Origin of the sequence: Nocardioides lacusdianchii (assembly GCF_020102855.1) — a bacterium.
In the GTDB taxonomy this organism is placed as follows: Bacteria; Actinomycetota; Actinomycetes; order Propionibacteriales; family Nocardioidaceae; genus Nocardioides; species Nocardioides lacusdianchii.
Genome location: NZ_JADHZD010000001.1, coordinates 224883 through 245996, shown reverse-complemented (window position 1 = coordinate 245996; position 21114 = coordinate 224883). Strand labels below are relative to the sequence as shown.

General features: G+C 70.9%; 18 protein-coding genes and 1 tRNA gene. 12 read left to right on the top strand and 7 right to left on the bottom strand.

Annotation, left to right across the window (positions count from 1 at the left end; all coding sequences use genetic code 11):
* The first annotated feature begins 52 nt into the window (after positions 1–52).
* From nuoL to IRX98_RS01195, 6 genes are read left to right on the top strand one after another with little or no spacing between them, the layout of a single operon-like run.
* The gene (nuoL, locus tag IRX98_RS01220) at positions 53–1984 is read left to right on the top strand and encodes an NADH-quinone oxidoreductase subunit L (RefSeq protein WP_224273641.1); all 1932 of its coding nucleotides are present in this window, start codon (positions 53–55) and stop codon (positions 1982–1984) included.
* Positions 1984–3468, top strand: coding sequence for an NADH-quinone oxidoreductase subunit M (locus IRX98_RS01215; protein WP_224273270.1), 1485 nt, complete (start codon positions 1984–1986; stop codon positions 3466–3468). Before nuoL ends, IRX98_RS01215 begins: the two co-directional genes overlap by 1 nt.
* Complete coding sequence (gene nuoN / locus IRX98_RS01210; protein ID WP_224273269.1) at positions 3465–5057, top strand: NADH-quinone oxidoreductase subunit NuoN; 1593 nt, start codon at positions 3465–3467, stop codon at positions 5055–5057. The genes IRX98_RS01215 and nuoN overlap by 4 nt, the downstream gene beginning before the upstream one ends.
* The gene (locus IRX98_RS01205) at positions 5054–6052 is read left to right on the top strand and encodes a polyprenyl synthetase family protein (RefSeq protein ID WP_224273267.1); all 999 of its coding nucleotides are present in this window, start codon (positions 5054–5056) and stop codon (positions 6050–6052) included. Before nuoN ends, IRX98_RS01205 begins: the two co-directional genes overlap by 4 nt.
* 4 nt (positions 6053–6056) lie before the next feature.
* Complete coding sequence (locus IRX98_RS01200; protein ID WP_224273265.1) at positions 6057–6749, top strand: hypothetical protein; 693 nt, start codon at positions 6057–6059, stop codon at positions 6747–6749.
* 26 nt (positions 6750–6775) lie between these two features.
* Entirely contained in the window at positions 6776–8005 is a 1230-nt protein-coding gene (locus IRX98_RS01195) for an MFS transporter (RefSeq protein WP_224273264.1), read from the top strand.
* Positions 8006–8066: 61 nt separating this feature from the next.
* Here the strand turns inward: IRX98_RS01195 and IRX98_RS01190 are convergent, their stop codons facing one another.
* Together IRX98_RS01190 and rarD are read right to left on the bottom strand one after the other, a co-directional pair.
* Positions 8067–9527: an HNH endonuclease signature motif containing protein gene (locus IRX98_RS01190; RefSeq protein WP_224273262.1), complete on the bottom strand. Its 1461-nt coding sequence runs from the start codon at positions 9525–9527 to the stop codon at positions 8067–8069.
* 202 nt (positions 9528–9729) lie between these two features.
* Positions 9730–10638: an EamA family transporter RarD gene (gene rarD / locus IRX98_RS01185; RefSeq protein WP_224273261.1), complete on the bottom strand. Its 909-nt coding sequence runs from the start codon at positions 10636–10638 to the stop codon at positions 9730–9732.
* Positions 10639–10738: 100 nt separating this feature from the next.
* On the opposite strand from rarD, the gene IRX98_RS01180 reads away from it, so the two are divergent.
* Positions 10739–11149: a hypothetical protein gene (locus tag IRX98_RS01180; protein WP_224273260.1), complete on the top strand. Its 411-nt coding sequence runs from the start codon at positions 10739–10741 to the stop codon at positions 11147–11149.
* A gap of 43 nt (positions 11150–11192) precedes the next feature.
* Here IRX98_RS01180 and IRX98_RS01175 read toward each other — a convergent pair whose 3' ends face one another.
* Positions 11193–12299 carry a 2-oxoacid:ferredoxin oxidoreductase subunit beta gene (locus IRX98_RS01175; protein ID WP_224273259.1) on the bottom strand — a complete coding sequence of 369 codons (1107 nt, stop codon included), beginning with the start codon at positions 12297–12299 and terminating at the stop codon, positions 11193–11195.
* Positions 12292–14217, bottom strand: coding sequence for a 2-oxoacid:acceptor oxidoreductase subunit alpha (locus tag IRX98_RS01170; RefSeq protein ID WP_224273258.1), 1926 nt, complete (start codon positions 14215–14217; stop codon positions 12292–12294). Before IRX98_RS01170 ends, IRX98_RS01175 begins: the two co-directional genes overlap by 8 nt.
* Positions 14218–14397: 180 nt before the next feature.
* On the opposite strand from IRX98_RS01170, the gene IRX98_RS01165 reads away from it, so the two are divergent.
* Entirely contained in the window at positions 14398–15054 is a 657-nt protein-coding gene (locus IRX98_RS01165; protein ID WP_224273257.1) for a cobalamin B12-binding domain-containing protein, read from the top strand.
* 268 nt (positions 15055–15322) lie between these two features.
* On the opposite strand, the gene IRX98_RS01160 is transcribed toward IRX98_RS01165, so the two are convergent.
* Both IRX98_RS01160 and IRX98_RS01155 read right to left on the bottom strand, forming a co-directional pair.
* Positions 15323–16063 carry an HAD family hydrolase gene (locus tag IRX98_RS01160; RefSeq protein ID WP_224273256.1) on the bottom strand — a complete coding sequence of 247 codons (741 nt, stop codon included), beginning with the start codon at positions 16061–16063 and terminating at the stop codon, positions 15323–15325.
* 122 nt (positions 16064–16185) lie between these two features.
* Positions 16186–16677, bottom strand: a complete 492-nt coding sequence (locus IRX98_RS01155; RefSeq protein ID WP_207083894.1) for a YajQ family cyclic di-GMP-binding protein — start codon at positions 16675–16677, stop codon at positions 16186–16188.
* An 82-nt stretch (positions 16678–16759) separates the two neighbouring features.
* Between IRX98_RS01155 and IRX98_RS01150 the strand changes: the two genes are divergently transcribed.
* From IRX98_RS01150 to IRX98_RS01135, 4 genes are all read left to right on the top strand, one after another.
* A tRNA-Tyr gene (locus tag IRX98_RS01150) sits at positions 16760–16841 on the top strand.
* Between the two features lie 63 nt (positions 16842–16904).
* On the top strand, positions 16905–18134 hold the full coding sequence (locus tag IRX98_RS01145) for an AGE family epimerase/isomerase (protein ID WP_224273255.1): 1230 nt from the start codon (positions 16905–16907) through the stop codon (positions 18132–18134).
* A gap of 7 nt (positions 18135–18141) precedes the next feature.
* Entirely contained in the window at positions 18142–19098 is a 957-nt protein-coding gene (locus IRX98_RS01140) for a carbohydrate kinase family protein (protein WP_224273254.1), read from the top strand.
* A complete protein-coding gene (locus IRX98_RS01135) occupies positions 19095–20435 on the top strand; it encodes an MFS transporter (RefSeq protein WP_224273253.1) in 1341 nt (446 codons plus the stop codon). Before IRX98_RS01140 ends, IRX98_RS01135 begins: the two co-directional genes overlap by 4 nt.
* Here IRX98_RS01135 and IRX98_RS01130 read toward each other — a convergent pair.
* Positions 20432–21112 carry a histidine phosphatase family protein gene (locus IRX98_RS01130; protein WP_224273251.1) on the bottom strand — a complete coding sequence of 227 codons (681 nt, stop codon included), beginning with the start codon at positions 21110–21112 and terminating at the stop codon, positions 20432–20434. The genes IRX98_RS01135 and IRX98_RS01130 overlap by 4 nt on opposite strands.
* Between the last annotated feature and the right edge of the window lie 2 nt (positions 21113–21114).

The window sequence follows — 21114 nt, the reverse complement described above, 5'->3', positions numbered from 1 at the left end:
GCTCGTGAACCTGTTGTCCCAGTCGGTCCTTCGCGCAGCCGAAGGCACCGAGATCCCGGTCGTCGCACCCGACGCCGGTGCCGGTGGAGTGTTCGACCTGCTGTGGCTGGTCATCGCGCTGCCGCTGCTCGGCGCGTTCCTGCTGCTCGGCGTGGCGCCCTTCCTCAAGGGCTCCCTCAAGGAGGCCGTCGACAAGCACGGCCACCTGCTCGGCACCGCCACCTCGGTGGCGTCCTTCGTGCTCAGCCTGGTCCTGTTCGTCTCGCTGCTCGGTCGCGGCGAGGAGGAGCGCCAGATCGGCCAGCAGCTCTGGACGTGGTTCGAGACGGCGACGATCAGCGTCGGCATGGACCTGCTCTACGACCCGCTCGCCGCGCTGTTCCTGCTGCTCATCACCGGTGTCGGCTCGCTGATCCACGTCTACGCCATCGGCTACATGGAGCACGACCCGCGACGTCGCCGGTTCTTCGGCTACCTCAACCTCTTCGTCGCGGCGATGCTGACGCTGATCCTCTCGGCGAACTTCGTCGGCCTGTTCCTGGGCTGGGAGGGCGTCGGCCTGGCGTCGTACCTGCTCATCGGCTTCTGGCAGCACAAGCCGTCGGCCGCCGCCGCGGCCAAGAAGGCCTTCGTCATCAACCGCGTGGGCGACATCGGCCTCTCGCTGGCGATCGCCCTGATGTTCGCCACCTTCGGCACCACCGACTTCGCCGCGGTCAGCGAGGTGGCCGGCGAGGCCGACCAGGGCACGCTCAACGCCCTCGGCCTGCTGCTCCTCCTCGGTGCCTGCGGCAAGTCCGCGCAGGTCCCGCTGCAGGCCTGGCTGCTCGACGCGATGGAGGGCCCGACCCCTGTCTCGGCCCTGATCCACGCGGCGACCATGGTCACCGCCGGCGTCTACCTCGTGGTCCGGTCCAACTTCATCTACGAGCTCACCCCGGTCGCGCAGACCGCGGTGGTCGTCGTCGCGACCGTCACGCTCCTGTGGGGTGCGATCCTCGGCTGCGCGAAGGACGACATCAAGAAGGCGCTCGCCGGCTCGACGATGAGCCAGATCGGCTACATGATGCTGGCCGCGGGCCTCGGTCCGGCCGGCTACCCCTACGCGATCTTCCACCTGCTCACCCACGGCTTCTTCAAGGCCAACATGTTCCTGGGAGCCGGATCGGTGATGCACGGCATGAACGACGACGTCGACATGCGCCACTACGGCGCGCTGCGCAAGGCGATGCCGGTCACGTTCCTCACCTTCGCCATGGGCTACCTCGCGATCATCGGCTTCCCGGGCTTCTCCGGCTTCTGGTCCAAGGACCGGATCATCGAGACCGCGCTCGCCGAGAACCTCTTCGTCGGGCTGCTCGCCCTGCTCGGCGCCGGCATCACCGCGTTCTACATGACCCGGCTGATGCTGATGACGTTCTTCACCGAGAAGCGCTGGGCCAAGGACGTGCACCCGCACGAGTCGCCGAAGGTGATGACGTTCCCGCTCATCGTGCTGGCGGCGCTCTCGGTCCTCGGTGGCGTGCTGCTGCTCGGCGACTGGATCAAGAAGTGGCTCGAGCCGGTCACCGGGACCGTGGAGCACCACGAGCCCCCGCTGCCCGCCATCGTGATCACGCTGATCATCACCGCGGTGGTCGCGATCGGCGTCGCCGCTGCCTGGTTCCTCGTCGGCAGGCGGGAGATCCCGCGCGAGGCCCCGCAGGACGTGTCCTTCGCGACCCGTGCGGCCCGTGCCGACCTCTACGGCGACGCGATCAACGACGCCGTCGTGGTGCGTCCCGGCGCCTCGCTCGTCGGTGGCCTGGCCACCTTCGACCGGGTCGGCGTCGACGGCGCCGTCGAGGGCGGGTCCGCCGCCGTCGGTGGGCTCAGCTCCACGCTGCGCCGCGTCCAGAACGGCTTCGTCCGCTCCTACGCCCTGTCCCTCCTCGCCGGGGCCCTGCTGGTCGTCCTGGCCCTCCTGGCGGTGAACCTCGGATGATGCTCACAGTTCTCATTCTGCTGCCGCTCCTCGGCGCGGTCGTCACGGCCTTCGTGCCCGGCGCGCTCGCCCGACTGGTCGGCCTCGGCTTCGCGGCCGCGACCCTGCTCGCGGGCGTCGTCACCGCCACTCGCTACGACGTGGGCGGCGGCATGCAGCTCACCGAGACCCACGTGTGGATCGAGTCCCTCGGGGTGCACTACGCCCTCGGCGTCGACGGCCTCGGCCTGCTGATGGTGCTGCTGACCGTCGTGCTGGTGCCGATCGTGCTGCTCGCCGGCTGGAAGGAGTCCGACGAGCCGGGCAACAGCGGCGCCAAGGCGTTCTTCGCCTGGACCCTCGCCCTCGAGGCGATGTCGCTGGCGGTCTTCACCGCCACCGACGTGCTGCTCTTCTACGTCGTCTTCGAGGCCACGCTCATCCCGGCCTACTTCCTCATCGGCGGTTTCGGTCGCGCCGGGCGCGGCCGTGCGGCGACCAAGTTCCTGATCTACCAGCTCGCCGGCGGACTGATCATGCTCGCCTCGGTGATCGGCCTCTACGTCGTCTCCGCCGACGCCGGCAACCCGAGCTTCCTCATCAGCGACCTCGCCGCGATCGACATCGACCCGGTCACGCAGCGCTGGCTGTTCGTGGGCTTCTTCATCGCCTTCGCGATCAAGGCGCCGATGTTCCCGGTGCACACCTGGCTGGCCGACACGACGGAGAAGGCGACCACGGGCACCTCGGTGCTGCTGGTCTGCATCCTCGACAAGATCGGCACGTTCGGCATGCTCCGCTTCTGCCTCGGGCTGCTGCCCGACGCGTCGCAGTGGGCCACGCCTGTCGTGGTGGTGCTCGCGCTGATCTCGATCATCTACGGCGCGCTCGTGGCGATCGGCCAGGACGACGTGCTCCGCCTGATCGGCCTCACGTCGCTCTCGCACTTCGGCTTCATCGTGCTGGGCATCTTCGTCTTCAGCTCGACCGGCAGCGCCGGCGCGATCCTCTACATGGTCAACCACGGCATCGCGACCGCGCTGATGTTCCTGGTGGCCGGGTTCCTGATCCGCCGCACCGGCACGGCGTCCATCCGCGAGATGGGCGGCGTCGAGAAGGCCGCCCCGGTCCTCGCGGGCTTCTTCCTCGTCGGCGGCCTCGCTGCCGCCGGCCTGCCCGGGCTGTCGCCGTTCGTGTCCGAGATGATGGTCATCATCGCCGCCTTCGACCACCACTGGCTGGTCGGATCGGTGGCGGTGCTCGCCATCGTCCTGGCCGCGTTCTACGCGCTCTGGATGTACCAGCGCACGATGACCGGCCCCGGTCGCGAGGGCGCCGCCGTGGTGCCCGACCTCGACCGGCGTGAGGTCGGCATCCTCGCCCCGCTGCTGCTCGCGCTCGTGCTGTTCGGCTTCTACCCGATGCCGCTGCTCGACGTCATCAACCCGTTCGTCCAGGACTCGCTCGCGAGCGTGGGCATCGGCCAGGAGGGTGGTCCCCAGTGACCGAGTTCGTGAAGCCGAGCATCCAGTACTTCGAGCTCTGGCCCCTGCTGGCGGTCTTCGGTGTCGCCTGCCTCGGAGTCGTCATCGAGGCCTTCGCGCCTCGCGCGGTGCGCTACACCGCCCAGGTCACGGTGGCCCTGCTCGGCCTCGTCGGCGCCCTGGTCGGCGTCGTGCTCGTGGCCCGTGACGTCCAGTCGTACGACGACGGCGCGGCTCGCGGCATCCTCGCCGTGGGCGGCACGATCGCCGTCGACGGACCGAGCCTGTTCATCTGGGGCCTGGTGCTGTCGCTGGCGATCGCCGGCGTGCTGCTGTTCGCCGAGCGCCACCTCGACGGCGGCGTCTCCGCCTTCGCCGGTCAGGCGGCCACGGTGCCGGGCACCGACGCGGAGACCGCGGCGATCGCGGCCAACAGCGAGCACACCGAGGTCTACCCGCTCATGATGTTCGCGGTCTTCGGGATGATGCTGTTCCCCGCGGCCAACGACCTGCTGACGATGTTCGTCGGCCTCGAGGTGCTGTCGCTCCCGCTCTACCTCCTGAGCGGTCTCGCCCGGCGCCGTCGCCTGCTGAGCCAGGAGGCCGCGCTCAAGTACTTCCTGCTCGGCGCCTTCTCCTCGGGCTTCTTCCTCTACGGCGCGGCGCTCCTCTACGGCTACGCCGGGTCCATGGACTTCGCGGCCATCAACGAGGCCGTGCGCAACGACGTCGGCAGCTCCAGCCTCCTGCTCATCGGCACCGGACTGCTCTCGGTCGGCCTGCTCTTCAAGGTCGGCGCGGTGCCCTTCCAGGCGTGGACGCCCGACGTCTACCAGGGCGCGCCGACTCCTGTGGTGGCCTTCATGTCCGCCGGCACCAAGGTGGCCGCCTTCGGTGCGCTGATGCGCCTGTTCTACGTCGCCCTCGGTGCCGACCGCTGGTCGTGGCAGCCGATGCTGTGGATCATCGCGATCCTGTCGATGTTCGTCGGAGCGGCGCTCGCCATCACGCAGAGCGACATCAAGCGGCTGCTGGCCTACTCCTCGGTCGCGCACACCGGCTTCATCCTGACCGGCGTGCTGGGCGTCCAGGCCTCCGACCAGCTCGCGGTCGGCGAGATCACCTCGCTCCAGGCGGTGCTCTTCTACCTCGTCACCTACGGCTTCGCGACGATCGGCGCCTTCGCCGTCGTCAGCCTGGTGCGGGACAGCGGCGGCGAGACGACGGCCATCGACCGGTGGGCCGGGCTCGGCAAGGAGTCGCCCGTGGTGGCGGCGGTCTTCGCCTTCTTCCTCCTCGCGATGGCAGGCATCCCGCTCACGTCCGGCTTCGTCGGCAAGCTCGCGGTGTTCTCCGCGGCCCTCGCCGCAGGCGCCTGGCCGGTGGTCGTGGCGGCCGTGCTCGCCAGCATCGTGGCGGCCTTCCTCTACGTCCGGGTCATCAAGGTCATGTACTTCGACGAGCCCGTCGGGGCCGGCCCGAGCGTGGCCTACCCGTCGGTCCTGACCGCGACGACCATCGCCGTGGGCGCTGCGCTGACCCTCGTCCTGGGCGTCATCCCGGGCCCGGTGCTCGACCTGGCGGGGGTTGCAGGAGAATTCATCAGGTGACCGACTCGCCCCTCGCACTGCCCGTCGTCGACGCCGCGCTCGAGCAGCGGCTGGTCGGCCGCCTGACGCGCATCGAGGAGCTGCTCGAAGGCCACTGCCGCAGCCGTACGCCGTACGTCACGCGGGCCGCCACGCACCTGATGATGGCCGGCGGCAAGCGCTTCCGGCCGCTGCTGGTGCTGCTCGCCTCGGAGGTCGGCCCGCACCCGGAGGCCGACGAGGTGGAGACGGCCGCGTGCGTCGTGGAGCTCACCCACGTGGCCTCGCTCTACCACGACGACGTCATGGACGAGGCGGCCCTGCGTCGCGGGGCCGACACGGCCAACGCCCGCTGGGACAACCACGTCGCGATCCTCGCCGGCGACTTCCTCTTCGGCCGCTCCTCGGAGCTGACCGCCGACCTCGGCCCCGATGCCGTACGCATCCAGGCGCGCACCTTCACCCGCCTGGTCGAGGGTCAGATCCTCGAGACCGTGAAGCCGGAGCCGGGGGAGGACCCGCTCGCCCACTACCTCGAGGTCGTGGCCGGCAAGACCGGGTCCCTCATCGCGACGTCCGCGCGCTACGGCGCGATGTTCGCCGGTGCCCGCGAGGAGGTCGTGGAGGCGCTGAGCGCCTACGGCGAGATCGTCGGCTCGGCCTTCCAGCTCTCCGACGACATCCTCGACATCGCCTCGGAGTCCGACACCTCGGGCAAGACGCCCGGCACCGACCTCCGCGAGGGCGTACCCACCCTCCCCGTGCTGATGGCGCAGGCCTCGACCGACCCGGCCGACGCCCGCCTGCTCGAGCTCCTGGGCCGCCCGCTCACCGACGACGCCGAGCACGCCGAGGCCCTCGCCCTGCTGCGGGCGCACCCGGCCATGGTGCAGGCCCGTGACTACGTCCTCGGCCAGGCTGCGCAGGCCAAGAAGCTGCTCGAGGTGCTCGACCCCGGCCCCGTGCGCGAGGCGCTGGAGTCGTTCGCCGACATCGTGGCCAACCGCTCCGCCTGACCCCGTGCCCAGCAACCCGGTCTTCGACCGGCTGTACGACGAGGCGGTCCCCGCGCTGCTCGCCGGCGACCACCGCCAGGACGAGCCGCCCGTCGACGGCGGTCGCTGGCCCGTCAGCGTGGTCGGCATCCCGGACGAGGCGGCGCGCGAGGTGCTGGTCGGGGTGATGCGGGAGGCGCTGGCTCTCGCCGGTCCCGATCACTTCGAGACCGGTCGGTCGGACGCCAGCCACCTCACCGTGCGAGCGCTGGAGCCCTACCGCGAGGCCGCTGCCCCGCAGGACCCCATCAGCGCCGAGTGGGTCGCTGCGCTGGAGGAGGTGGGTCGGGCGTGCCCGCCAGTGCGGCTGTGCCTGACCGGCGTGACGCTGACCGCCAGTGCGGTCATGGTCCAGGCCGAGCCGAGCGGCGACGAGCCGTGGGAGCTGATGCGGCGCCTCCGCGCCGCGCTCGGCCCGCTCTCCTGGTTCGAGGACCAGTGGGGAGAGCGCGACATCTGGTACGCCAGCGTCGTGCACTTCGCGGCGTCCGTCCTTGATGTCCCGGGCCTGGTCGACTGGGCGGGCACGCGCAGGTCGTCCCTCGGCCACGACGTGGTGCTCGACGCACTCACGCTCACGCGGTTCCGCTACACCGAGGGCGGCGGACGGCGCCACATGGCGATGGAGCCGTGGCACAGCGTCGACCTGGTCGGTTGACGGGCCGCCGGTAGATGTTCCACTCCATGTCCTCGCTCGGGCGCGACTTCCGGTGGCTGTGGTCGGGCAACGCAGCGGGCAACCTGGGCGACGGCGTCGCCTTCGTGGCGATCCCGCTCGTCGCCACCTCCCTCACCACGAACCCGACGGCGATCGCCGGGCTGGCATTGACGTACTCCGCAGCTCGGATGCTGTTGGTCGTTCCCGTCGGCGTGGTCGTCGACCGGGTGGACCGACGACTCCTCATGTGGCTGCCGAACGTGCTGAGGGGCCTCATCCTCCTCGCGCTGTCCTTGGCCTTCGCGGTCGGGCTGGAGTCGTTGCTCCTTCTCTACGCCGCGTTCGCCCTGGTCGGGGTCATGGAGATCGCCGCCGACAATGCCGCCATCTCTGTCTTGCCGGACCTCGTCGAGCCGGACGACCTGGATCGCGCGAACGGACGGATCGCCACCGCGCAGCTGGTCGCCGACGAGTTCGTCGGCCCCCCGCTCGGAGGCTTCCTGTTCGCCCTCGCCGTCGCCACGCCCCTCGCCGCCACGGGAGCCCTGTACGCCGCGGCCGGGCTCATGTTCCTGGCCATCCCGCGACAGACGCGACCTCTAGCCGCCCCGGGGGCGGCGGGCAAGGGCGCCTCGATCTGGCGTGACGCGGCGGCCGGTGCCGCGTGGATCCGCGGCGAACCGCTGCTGCGCGGGCTGGCGATCACCGGTGGCCTCGCCAGCGTCGCCTACATGATGACGTTCTCGATCATCGTGCTGTACGCCACGGAGACGCTGGGCGTCACCCCCGTCGGCTACGGCTGGATCCTCGCAGTGTCCTCGCTCGGGGGACTGCTCGCCTCCTTCTCGACCGCCAGGATGAGGAGGGTCCTCGGGTACAGGCGCCTGGTCCCGTCCGCCCTCGCCCTGGGCGCGATCACGATGCTGGGGATCTTCCTCACCGCGAACCCCTACCTCGCAGCGCTCCTGCTGGCCGGCTACATCTTCCACGTGACGGTCTGGAACATCTGCGTCGTGTCGCTGCGGCAGCGGTTGGTGCCCGATGCCATGCGCGGACGACAGAACAGCCTGTTCAAGCTGTCAGGACTCACGGGCCTCGTCGTGGGAGCCGGCCTCGCGGGTCCGGTCGCCTCCGTCGGCGGGCTTGCCGCGCCCTTCGGCATCGCCGGACTCGTCTTCACCGGATGCGCGGCCTACACCGCGTGGCTGTTGAAGATCGAGCCCGAGCTGTCGAGCCGTCTCGCAGAAGAGCCGTGAACGGGTCAGCGAACGTGCTTGTGGCCCCGTCAACTCGTGGCTGACGGGGTGCGGGGTGGGGTCATCTTCGGGGTGGCGGGATCCGGGGTGGGCCGGGGTCGGGTGGGTCGAGTGCGGTGGTGCCGGTGTGGTCGCGGCGGTAGCGGTGGCCGTGGGGTGAGGTCCACTCGAAGATTCCGGGCGTGACCATGTCGTAGCGCCAGGCGGAGTGGGTCTTGAGGCGGTGGTGGAACCGGCACAGCGCGCCCAGGTTCTCGGTCTCCGTGGGTCCGGGCTGAGGTCGGCCTTCTGCTTCGGCGTCGTGGTCGTACTCGATGACGTGGTCGACGTCGCACCCCCGCGCGGGGCGCCCGCAGAATGGGAACACGCAGGTGCGATCTCGGAGGACCACGTGCTCGCGGATCCGGTCCGGGATCTCGTAGCCCGGCGCGGACTTCTCCTGGTTGAGGTCGATGACCGGCTCGACCGTGATCTGCGTCCGCGAATCGCGGCACCAGGACCTGAGCTGGTCGAGCAGAAGGAGGCGCTGGCCTTCTTCGAGCCGCCCGGTGGGAGCGAAGGCCGTGGTGTCGCCGGACAGGCTGGCATCGAAGTGGGCGTGGAGGACGACCTCCCGGGCGGCGGGGAGGTCGGGTCTCGATACGCCGGCTCGTTCCTCACCGGCTACTCGACCACCAGCAGAGTCACTTGCCAGTCGACCACCAGCAGAATCGTGGAGGTCAAGCGCGGTCTGCGTCCGGGCGAGGTCACCCAGCGCCTTCGCCCTGCGTGCGTCGAGCGGCAACTCGGACCCGAGGGCCTTCTGCGTCGCGGCCCCGTGGGCGAGTGCCTGGTGGACGTCGAGGCCGTCGGCAAGGTCGATCTCAGCCTCGAGCCGTACGGTCCCGGCGAAGTGGACGTTCTCGTCGTGGATCGTGACGTGGCGCGGGTCGACGTGGAGGTACCCGTCCTCCGGGTCAGCGGCCGGGTCGACGGTAGCGAGGTCGTAGCGCTTGATGGTCTCCGCGACGAGGCGGTCCAGCTGCGCGGGACCGATCTTCCCCGCGACGGCGGCGACCTGGGCGTCGACGAACCGCGCCGCCTCGACCGTCAGCGCCGGGGTGGAGTGGATGGTGATCTCCGCGACGGCCCGGGCGCGCCAGGCAGGAACTGATCCGGCGTGGACCTGCGCCCACAGGCGTGGGAGGCGGTGGCGGAGCTCGAGGGCATGGCCGATGAGCTTCTTCGCCGACACGCTCGTGATGCCCAGGACGGTGCCGAGCTCGGCGACGCAGAACTCAGCGACCAGCGGCGTACCGGGTCCGGCGATCGGCTCCTCGTGCTCGCACCCCGCCACGGTGAACGATGCGGCGGAGTGGATGGACTCCGGCGGGTGGAGGTCAGCCCACCGGGCGGCGAGGTCGAGCTGCTCCGCGGCGGCAGCGTCCTCAGCAGACCGGGCTGAGCGGATCGAGGCGAGCAGGGCTGCCGGGCCGAGGGCGTCTGCCCCGGCCTCTGCGCCTGCTTCCAGCATCTCGATCATGCGTTCGAGTCTAGGGAAGGGGTCCGACAGTGAGGTGGGGTCTCGATACGCCTGCGCTCGTCCCTCGCTCCGGCTACTCGACCACCGAAGATGGGAGGTCCCTCGGCTACTCGACCACCGAAGATGGAGGGTCCGCTCGGCTACTCGACCACCGACGGACAGGAGCTCGCTCGGATACTCGACTCCCGACGAGGGAGGGCGGTCAGGCGGCGCTGGCGTGGGCCACCAGCCGCAGCTGGCGGCGGCGGTGGTTGAGCGCCTCGACGGTGAACATCACGAGCGCGACCCACACCAGGCCGAAACCGATCCAGCGGCTGGCGGGCATGGCCTCCTCGAAGACCAGGATGCCGAGCGCGAACTGGATGGTCGGCGCGAGGTACTGCAGCAGCCCGAGCGACACCATCGACACCCGGATCGCCGCTGCGCCGAAGAGCATCAGGGGGATCGCGGTGATGATGCCGGTGGTGGTGAAGAGCAGCGCGTGGCCGAGGCCGTGCGAGCCGAAGTTGGACTCGCTCGTTGCGACCAGCCACGCGACGTACGCCATCGCGATGGGGGCGAGCACGAGGGTCTCGAGGGTGATGCTCTCGACCGCACCGACGCCCGCCTGCTTCTTCAGCAGTCCGTAGGTGCCGAAGGAGAAGGCGAGCACGAGCGCCACCCACGGCGGACGCCCGTAGTCGATGGCCAGCACGACGACCGCGATGAAGGCCATGCCCATCGCGACCCACTGCAGCCGGCGCAGCCGCTCACCCAGGACCAGCACGCCCATGAGCACGGTGACGAGCGGGTTGATGAAGTAGCCCAGCGACGTCTCGACGACCCGCCCGTTGTTGACGCCCCAGATGTAGCCACCCCAGTTGACCGAGATGACCACAGCCGCGCCACTGATGAGCAGGAGCTTGCGGCGGTCGCGCAGCAGGGCCTTGAGCTGGTCGACCCGGTGCCACAGCACGAGGATCAGCACCATGGTCAGCAGCGACCAGACGATGCGGTGCGCCAGGATCTCGACGGCGCCGCCGGGCTCGAGCAGCGTCCAGTAGAGCGGGAAGGTGCCCCAGAGGGTGTAGGCCAGGGCGCCGAGGATCAGGCCGCGACGGCTTTCTGGCACTCAGGGAGTCTAGGGCGGACCCGTCGCCTACGATGAGGGGGCTCGGGGTCGGGACCCCGTGCCGCACGTCCAGACATCGTCTCTCGAGGGGGAGTTCAACATGCGGGTCTTCCGCGCCGTCCTGGCGGCCTTCGTGGCCGCACTGCTCATGACCGGTGCGCTCAGCACCGGTGCCACCGCCGGCTCGCTGCCCGAGCGCATCATCGACGAGACGCCGCCGGGCAACAAGCAGGTGTCCTACAACGCCTTCAAGCTCAAGGGCAGCGTGATGGAGCCGCAGCTCGACGGCACCCTGCTGCCCTACGCGAACCAGAAGGTGAAGATCCTCAAGAAGAAGTGCGGCACCTGCAAGTGGAAGACGGTCAAGAAGATCAAGACCGATGACGCCGGCGTCTTCAAGACCCGCATCTACGCGCCCGAGAAGGGCCGCTGGAAGTGGCGCTCGAAGGTCGACCACTCCAACGGGTTCGGCAACACCAAGGGCAAGGTCTGGACCCTCTACTTCAAGTGATCCTCCGCCGGGGTGATCCCCTGAGCCTCCTGTGAGGGAGGGCTCAGAGGATCGTCCAGGTGTCGCCGCCGCCGATCAGTGCCGCCAGCCGCGCGGAACGGTCGGCGGCGTCGTCGTCTCCGGGCACGGTGGTCGCGGAGGCGACCTGCTCGCGCGCCGCGTCGTCGTACGTCGGGCGCTGGACCTGGCGGAAGATGCCGATCGGCGAGGTGTTGAGGTAGCCCGAGTCGGTCAGTCGCGAGATCGCGAACGCCATCGTCGGGTCCGGGTTGTGCGCGTCGTGCACGAGGATGTCCTCGGCGGCGACGTCGGCCGTCGCGACGACCTTCACGCCACCGGTCTCCTCGTCGCGCACCAGCGCCTTCGCGCCGCGACCGTCCTCGAGCGGGGCGCCGAAGAGCACCGGCTCGCCGTGGACGAGCGGGATGATCGCGTCGGCCTTGGTGTCGGGCGACTTGATGGCGTCGAAGGCGCCGTCGTTGAAGATCGGGCAGTTCTGGTAGATCTCGACCAGCGACGTGCCGCGGTGCGCGGCGGCGGCCGCGAGCACCGAGGTGAGGTGCTTGCGGTCGGAGTCGATGGTGCGGGCCACGAAGGTCGCCTCGGCGCCGAGCGCGAGGGACACCGGGTTGAACGGGTGGTCGAGCGAGCCCATCGGCGTCGACTTGGTGACCTTGCCGGTCTCCGAGGTGGGGGAGTACTGCCCCTTGGTGAGCCCGTAGATCCGGTTGTTGAACAGCAGGATCGTCATGTTCACGTTGCGGCGCAGCGTGTGGATCAGGTGGTTGCCGCCGATCGACAGCGCGTCGCCGTCGCCGGTGACGACCCACACCGAGAGGTCCTCACGGGCCGTGGCGATGCCGGTCGCGATCGTCGGCGCACGGCCGTGGATCGAGTGCATGCCGTAGGTGTCGAGGTAGTAGGGGAACCGCGACGAGCACCCGATGCCGGAGACGAAGACGATGTTCTCGCGTCGCAGGCCGAGGTCGGGCAGGAAGGACTGCACGGCTTTGAGCACGGCGTAGTCGCCGCAGCCGGGGCACCAGCGCACCTCCTGGTCGGAGGTGAAGTCCTTGCCCGTCTGCTTCTCGTCGGTCGTGGGGACCGACTCGGTGCCGGAGCGGAGTGCGGGAAGTCCCAGGTCAGTCATCGTGGCTCTCCTGCTGGATGGACGCGGGGGTGAGGTCGACGTCGATGCCCTCGGCATCGGCGACGAGGCCGCCGATCACGTCGGCGAGCACGGCCGCCTTGAGGGGCAGGCCGCGGACCTCGTTGTAGCCGACGACGTCGACGAGGTACTTCGCGCGCAGCAGCAGCGAGAGCTGGCCGAGGTTCATCTCGGGCACCAGCACCTTGTCGTAGCGCTTCAGCACCTCACCGAGGTCGTTCGGGAAGGGGTTCAGGTGGCGCAGGTGCGCCTGCGCGACGTGGTAGCCGGCCTTGCGCACGCGGCGTACGCCGGCGCCGATGGGGCCGTACGTCGATCCCCAGCCCAGCACGAGCACCTTGGCGTCGCCCGTGGGGTCGTCGACCTCGAGCGGCGGCAGCGAGTCGGCGATCCGGTCCACCTTGGCCTGGCGGGTGCGGACCATGAAGTCGTGGTTGGCGGGGTCGTAGGAGATGTTGCCGTGCCCGTCGCCCTTCTCGAGGCCGCCGATGCGGTGCTCGAGGCCGGGGGTGCCCGGGATCGCCCACGGGCGCGCCAGCGTGGCCTCGTCGCGGAGGTAGGGCCAGAACTCGGCGTCGTCGCCCGAGCCCTGGTTCTTCTCGGTGGCGAAGTCCGGGTCGATCGTCGGCAGCTCGTCGAGCCCCGGGATCCGCCACGGCTCGGAGCCGTTGGCGAGGTAGCCGTCGGAGAGCAGCATCACCGGGGTGCGGTAGGTGACGGCGATGCGCACTGCCTCCACGGCGGCTGCGAAGCAGTCACCGGGGGACTGTGGTGCCACGATCGGCACGGGCGCCTCGCCGTTGCGGCCGAACATCGCCTGCATCAGGTCGGCCTGCTCGGTCTTGGTGGGCAGCCCGGTCGAGGGGCCTCCGCGCTGGACGTCGACGACGACGAGCGGCAGCTCGGTCATCACCGCGAGGCCGACCGCCTCGGACTTCAGCGCGACACCGGGACCGGACGTCGTGGTGACGCCGAGCTGTCCGGCGAAGGAGGCGCCGATCGCGGCACCGACGCCGGCGATCTCGTCCTCGGCCTGGAACGTCGTCACGCCGAAGCCCTTGTGCTTGCTGAGCTCGTGGAGGATGTCGGAGGCCGGGGTGATCGGGTAGGAGCCCAGGAAGACCGACAGCCCCGACTGCACGCCACCGGCGATGAGGCCGTAGGACAGGGCCAGGTTGCCGGTGATGTTGCGGTAGTGGCCCGGTGCCATCTTGGCGGGCTTGATCTCGTAGCGGACGACGAAGGCCTCGGTGGTCTCGCCGAAGTTCCAGCCTGCCTTGAAGGCCGCGACGTTGGCGTCGCGGATGTCGGGCACCTTCGCGAAGCGCTTGGCCAGGAAGGCGTTGGTCGTCTCGGTCGGGCGGCCGTACATCCACGACAGCAGCCCGAGGGCGAACATGTTCTTGGCGCGCGAGGCGTCCTTGCGGGAGAGCCCGAACTCCTTGACCGCCTCGATCGTCATCCCGGTGAGGTCGACGGTGTGGAGGGCGTACTCCGCGAGGGTGTCGCCGTCGAGGGGGTTCTCGGTGTAGCCGGCCTTGGTGAGGTTGCGCGCGGTGAAGTCGTGGGTGTCCACGATGATCGTCGCGCCCTTGGGCAGGTCGCCGAGATTGGCGCGCAGCGCGGCGGGGTTCATCGCGACCAGCACGTCGGGGGCGTCGCCCGCGGTGAGGATGTCGTGGTCGGCGAAGTGCACCTGGAACGACGACACGCCCGGGAGCGTGCCCTGGGGCGCGCGGATCTCGGCCGGGAAGTTGGGGAGCGTTACCAGGTCGTTGCCGAAGGCCGCGGTCTCCTGGGTGAACCGGTCTCCGGTGAGCTGCATGCCGTCGCCGGAGTCGCCCGCGAACCGGATGATGACGCGGTCGAGCTGCTTGACCTCTTTTTCGGGTGCTACCACAAGCAGAGACGATAGCCGCCGGTCCAGCGCCGACCGGGCCTTCCTGCCCTGTGGGACGACCTCCACGCCTGTGGTGTGACAGGGGTCATGCCGGACGGCCTCGGTCGGGTGGGCGCCCCGAGGGGTGAGGGCGTACGCCGTTGGGGCGCGCGCCCGGCCCGCAGCCACTAGCGTGCGCCTGTGGACACCACGACGACGACGGCGGACGAGCTCTGGGCCGCGGTCGAGACCTTCGACGCGGAGGCTGCGGAGGTTGCCATCGCACGGCTGTTGTGGGACGTGCCACTGTCAGGGGCCGTCACGGGTGTCGTGCTGCCGTTCCTCCGCGAGGTCGGCGACCGCTGGGAGGCCGGCACCCTGTCCGTGGCACACGAGCACTTCGTCACCGACATGCTGCGCCGCACCCTGTCTGCGCTGACGGCGGTCCCTCCGCAGCAGGTGCTCGAGGACGCGTCCGCTCCCTCGCCCGTGGTGCTGCTGGCCTGCCCGCCCGGCGAGCGCCACGACCTGGTGCTGCTGTGCGTGGCGCTGATGCTGCGCGAGCGCGGGGTCCGCGCCCGCTTCCTGGGCGCCGACACCCCGATCCCCGCGATCCTCGCCGCGTCCCGCGTGACGGGCGCGGACGCGGTCGTGCTGGCCGCGACCCGGCCCACCGCCTTCACCGCGCACGCGTCGTCGCTGCGTCGCCTCGCCCAGGACTGCGCGCTCTACGCCGCGGGCCGCGGCGCTGACGACCAGGCGGTGGCCGAGATCGGCGCGGTCCCGCTGCCCGACAACCCGGTGCGCGCCGTGGTCTTCCTCGTCGGCGCGCTCACGAAGATCACCGACAGCTGGTGAGACCGGGCGCAGATTCGGTCACCGATTCTGCGTCATGCCCGTCGGGTGGAGCCGTCTCGTGTGCAGTAGGGATGCGAAAGGCGTCGCAGGGGAGCACCTGTCGCACCCGGTCGGTCGATCTCCCGTCACCCGATCGGTTCCCCCCAGGACGTGACAGGTGCCCCCCGACCTACGAAGTGCCGGCGGTGCGGCCCAGCTGAACGGGCCGCGCCGCCGGCCTCGGCGACAGCTGGTGAGCTGCGCGGCAGTCGTCGCTCTCGAGCGCGCGTCAGCCGCGCAGCAGACCGACCAGCTCGCCCAGGCGCTTGATCTCGGTGATGCCCTCCGCCGGCTGGAACGGCGACGCGTGGTCGGTGCGGTTGAGCCAGCAGGCGTTGAGCCCGGCCGCGCGGCTCCCCCGTGCGTCCGCATCGGGGTTGTCGCCCACGTAGAGCACGCGGTCGCGGACCCACCCCAGCGACTCGCACGCCACGGTGAAGGCCGTGGCCGAGGGCTTGGCCGCGCCCACGTCCGCTGGTGTGAGGACGCGCACGCCGTCGGGCAGCCGCAGGGTCGCGGCCTTGGCCAGCTGCTGGTCGCGATCCCCGTTGGTCAAGACGGCGTAGGGGACGCCGAGTCGAGCGAGCGCGCCGAGCGTGGGCTCGACGTCGTCGAAGGCGCGCCAGTTCGCCTCGTAGGCGGAGAGATAGGCGGTGAACGCTGCGTCGGCGCCGTCGTCGTCGTACGGGCGGTCGTCACCGAGCGCTGCGAGCAGCCCCCGCAGCCGGCGCCGGCGCTGCTCGGCGAAGTCGATCGTGCCGGCGAGGTACTCACCCATGTGCAGCGCCTCGAGCCGTGCCCACTCCGCGAGCACCTCGTCGGGCGCGACCGGGCGGCCGGGCAGCCAGCTCTCGGCCACCGCGTCCAGAACGGCTGCGTCGGAGGCCCCGACATGGTCCAGGAGCGTCCCGTCGAGGTCGAACATGACTGCGGTCGTCACTGCGGTCGTCACTGTCGTCGTGTCGCTCACGCGACCACCTCCGGCTGTGGTGAGGGATGGAGAAGGGACAGGTGGTCGCGATCGAGCGACCACATCGGGTTCCGATGCGCCCCGCCACTCGGTGCGGACCACGACCGGCTCCTGGGCGTGGCTCAGCGGTAGTTGGTGAACTGCACCGCGAAGTCGTAGTCCTGCGACTTCACCAGCTGCTGGACGGCCTGGAGGTCGTCGCGCTTCTTCGACGAGACCCGCAGCTCCTCGCCCTGCACCTGCGCCTTGACGCCCTTGGGGCCCTCGTCGCGGATCAGCTTGGAGATCTTCTTGGCGTCCTCGGAGGTGATGCCCTCCTTGAGCGCGATGTCGATCTTCGAGACCTGGCCGGACTGGCGTGGCTCGGAGGTGTCGAGGATCTTCAGGCTCTGGTTGCGCTTGATGAGCTTGTCCTGGAAGACGCTGAGCACGGCGCTCGCGCGGTCGTCGGCGGAGGCGGTGATCTCGATCGCCTTCTCGCCCTTCCACTCGATGCTCGCTCCGGTGCCCTTGAAGTCGAAGCGGGTCGCGATCTCGCGGGCTGCCTGGCTCAGGGCGTTGTCGACCTCCTGGCGGTCCAGCTTGCTCACGATGTCGAAGCTCGAGTCAGCCATGTGTGCCTCCTAGTGGGGCCTCGTGGTGGCGCCCCGGCGATTCGTAGTGAAGTCCGTGCCTTGCTATTGTTCCGCACGGCCCGGCAGGTTGCCCGAGCGGCCAAAGGGAGCTGACTGTAAATCAGCCGGCAACGCCTACAGAGGTTCGAATCCTCTACCTGCCACTGGACGAGTCCAGGGCGAGACCCCCGTCGACAGGCGGGGGTCTCGTGCATTTGACTCACCGCATGGACATCGCCCCTCCCGACGCTGCGTGGCTCGACGCCGAGTGCCGTCGCCTCCTCGACTTCGGGCGCCACGTCGTCCATCCCCTGGGCGGAGCCGCCTGGCTCGACGACGACGGCAGGCCGGACCTGTCGCGACCGGTGCACACGTGGATCACGAGCCGCACCGTCCACGTCTTCGGCCTGGGCGCGCTGCTCGGCCACGACGGCTGCGCCGATATCGCCGGGGCTGCCCTCGACGGGCTGCGTACGACGCTGCGCGACGCCGAGCACGGCGGGTGGTTCACCGCGGTCGACGCCACCGGCTCCCCGGTCGGGACCGCGAAGTCGTGCTACGACCACGCCTTCGTCGTGCTCGCCGGCTCGACGGCGGTCGTGGCCGGTCTTCCGGGCGCCGACGACCTCCTCTCCGAGGCGCTCGACGTCCTCGGGCAGCACTTCTGGGACGAGTCGACCGGTCTGGTGGTCGACGAGCGGGACCGCGGCTGGACCACGCCCGCGCCCTACCGCGGGCTCAACGCCGCCATGCACTCCGTGGAGGCGATGCTCGCGGCCGGCGACGCGACGGGTGATCCGCGCTGGCACGAGCGGGCGGGCCGCGTCGCGGCGTACGTCGTGGGTCTGGCGGCAGCGCACGACGCCCGCCTGCCCGAGCACTTCGGCCCCGACTGGACACCCGACCTGGATCTCAACCGCGACCGGCCCGACGACCCGTTCAAGCCCTACGGCGCGACGATCGGGCACGGACTGGAGTGGTCGAGGCTGCTGCTGCACGTCGAGGCGTCGCTCGGCGACCGGGCCCCGGCCGGACTGCTCGACACCTCGCGCGCCCTCTTCGACCGCGCCGTGGCCGACGGCTGGGACGTCGACGGCGCACCGGGCTTCGTCTACACCACCGACTGGGACGGCACGCCCGTCGTGCGACAGCGGATGCACTGGGTGGCCGCCGAGGGCATCGCGGCCGCCGCGGCGCTCCACCGACGCACCGGCGAGGAGCGCTACGCCGAGCTGTACGCCGCCTGGTGGCGCTACGTCGTCGAGCACGTCCGCGACGCCGAGCGGGGGTCGTGGCACCACGAGCTCGACCCGTCCAACCGGCCGCAGTCGTCGGTGTGGCCCGGCAAGCCCGACCTCTACCACGCGGTCCAGGCCACCCTCCTCCCGCGGCTCCCGCTCGCGCCCGGTCTCGCCCGGGCGGTGGCCCTGTCGGCACCCGGGCCGGCACCGGCATGATGGGTCCATGACGGACGCCCAGCCGCGCATCCTCGTCGTCGGCGAGGCGCTCATCGACGTGGTCCCCGACGCCGGGGGCACCCCTCGCGACCTGCCCGGCGGCAGTCCCGCCAACGTCGCGATCACCCTCGGTCGGCTCCAGCGCGACGTACGCCTCGTCACGCTGCTCGGCGACGACGCGCGCGGTGAGCTCGTCCGCACCTGGCTCGAGGCCAGCAACGTGACCGTGCTCGCGCAGCCCACCGGCAGCGGGCGTACGTCGAGCGCCGAGGTCACCCTCGACGACTCGGGTGCCGCGAGCTACGTCTTCGACCTCGACTGGGACCTCCCGGCCGTCCCGGAGGAGTCCTGCGACGTCCTGCACGTCGGCTCGATCGCGACCGTGCTCGACCCCGGCGCCGACGCGGTCCTCGATGCCGTGCGCGCCCACCGCGGCCGCGCGCTCGTCTCCCTCGACCCCAACGCCCGCCCGGCCATCACGCCGGACCGCACCGGCCCCGTCGCCCGCGTGGAGGAGCTGGTCGCGCTGTCCGACCTGGTCAAGGTCAGCGACGAGGACCTCGACTGGCTGCACCCCGGCCACGACCCCGTCACCACCGCCACGCGCTGGGCCGCAGCGGGCCCGGGGCTCGTCGTGGTCACCCGCGGCGGCGAGGGCGCGGTCGCCGTACGCCACGACGGCACGACGCTCGAGGTGCCCGGGGTCCCGGTGCGCGTGGCCGACACCGTCGGGGCCGGCGACACCTTCAGCGGCGTGCTGGTCGACGCCTTCATCGCCCTCGGTGTCCACGGCGCCGACGCGGCCGGTGCGCTGCGTGCGCTGTCGGACCGCGACGTGCTGGGCGTCGTGACCACGGCTGCCATCGGCGCCGCCATCAACGTCTCGCGCCCCGGGGCGGACCCGCCGTCGCGCGCCGAGCTCTCGGCCGCCCTGGGCACGACTCCCGAAGCGGACGAGGAGTGACCCGGGAGCAGATCCACGACATCGGTCAGCGACGGGCCTGGGTGATCTGGTTCGTCGCGCTCGCGGTCTACGTGCTGGCGGTCTTCCACCGCAGCTCGCTCGGCGTCGCCGGCATCGTCGCGGCCGACCGCTTCGACATCAACGCCACCAGCCTGGCGACGTTCACCGTCCTCCAGCTCGTCGTCTACGCCGGCATGCAGGTGCCGGTCGGCGTGCTGCTCGATCGCTACGGCTCCCGCGCGATGCTCATCACCGGTCTGGTGCTGATGACGGTGGGGCAGCTCGGCTTCGCCTTCGTGGAGTCCTTTCCGGCCGCGGTGGCCGCGCGCGCCGTGGTCGGCGCGGGGGACGCGATGGTCTTCGTCAGCGTGATCCGCCTGGTCACGGTCTGGTTCCTGGTCCGCCAGGGCCCGATGGTCACCCAGCTCACCGGCCTGTCGGGCCAGCTCGGCGCGATCGCGGCGGCCGGCCCCCTGTCGTACCTCCTCCACGAGCTCGGCTGGACCGGCGCCTTCGCGCTGACCTCGAGCATCGGCGTGGTGCTGCTGGTGGCGGTGCTCGCGCTGGTTAAGGACTCGCCCTACCGCCGCAGCGACGTCGTGGCCATCAAGCTCCGCGCGCTCGCGCTGTCGGTGCGGACGGTGTGGGGCAACCCCGGCACCCGGCTCGGCATGTGGTCGCACTTCGTCTCGCAGTTCTCCGCCACCGTCTTTGCGCTGCTGTGGGGCTACCCCTTCCTCGTCCAGGGCCTCGGCTGGTCGACGAGCGGGGCGAGCACCCTCCTGATGGCGATGACGGCCTGGGCGGTCGTGAGCGGGCTGGCCACCGCGCGGCTCGTGGCGCGGCTTCCCTACTACCGCTCGTGGATCGTGGTCGGCATCGTCATCGCGATGGTCGTGCCGTGGACCGCGGTCCTGCTGTGGCCCGGTGTGGCCCCGGGCTGGCTCGTCGTGGTGATGGCGTTCGCGACCGCCAGCGGGGGACCGGCCGCGATGGTCGGCTTCGACCTGGCGCGCTCCTTCACCCCGCCGCACGAGACCGGTCGCGCCAACGGCCTGGTCAACGTCGGCGGCTTCACCGCCTCACTGCTGACGATGGCGCTCATCGGCGTCGTGCTCGACCTGTCCGCGTCCGGTGGCATGGGGTCCTACACGCTGGGTGACTACAAGCTGGCGATGTCGGTGCAGTACGTCTTCTGGGCCTTCGGCATCGTGCAGACGCTGCGCTACCGGCGGCGCGGCCTCGCCCACCTCGCCCGGGTCCACCCGGGCTCGGTCGAGCAGATGAAGGCCGGCCGGCTCTTCGTGCACCCCGGGATCGGGACCGAGGGCGTCTAGCCGATCTCGCCGTCGTCGTCGGAGTCCAGGTCGCCGGTGGGGTCCTCGGCGGACGGATCCTCCAGGTAGTCGCCGCCGACCGGGTGCCCCTGCCACGACACCATCCGCCAGCCGGACTCGTGGTCTCCCTCGAGGACGATCAGGGCCGTGTTGTGCAGCGGCTGGTGCGCGGGCGGAGCGTCGGGGTGCGGCTCCATGCGCGTGGAGACCCACGTCCGGAGCGCGGCGCCGTGGCTGACGACGAGGGCGGCGCGGTGGCCGGCGTCGACGATGCGTCGCACCGCGGCGTCGAAGCGGGCCAGGAACTCCTCACCCGTCTCCCCGCCGGGCATCCGGTGGGTGAGGTCGCCCTCGAGCCAGGTCGCGACGCTGCCGATGTAGCCCGCGACCGCGTCGTGGTCGCTGCGCATCTCGACGTCGCCCGCCGCGATCTCCTCGAGCCCGTCGACCACGGTCAGGTCGAGGCCGCGGTCCTCGGCGGTCGGCGCCGCGGTCTGGTGCGTACGCACGCGGCTGGAGACGTAGACCGCGTCGAGGTGCTCGTCGGCGAGCGCCCTCGCGGCGGCCGCGGCCTGGGCGCGCCCGAGGTCGGTCAGGTCCACCCCGGGATGGGCGGTGTCGAGCTCGCCGGAGACGTTGGCGTGGGTCTGGCCGTGGCGCATGAGGAGGAGTCGCACAG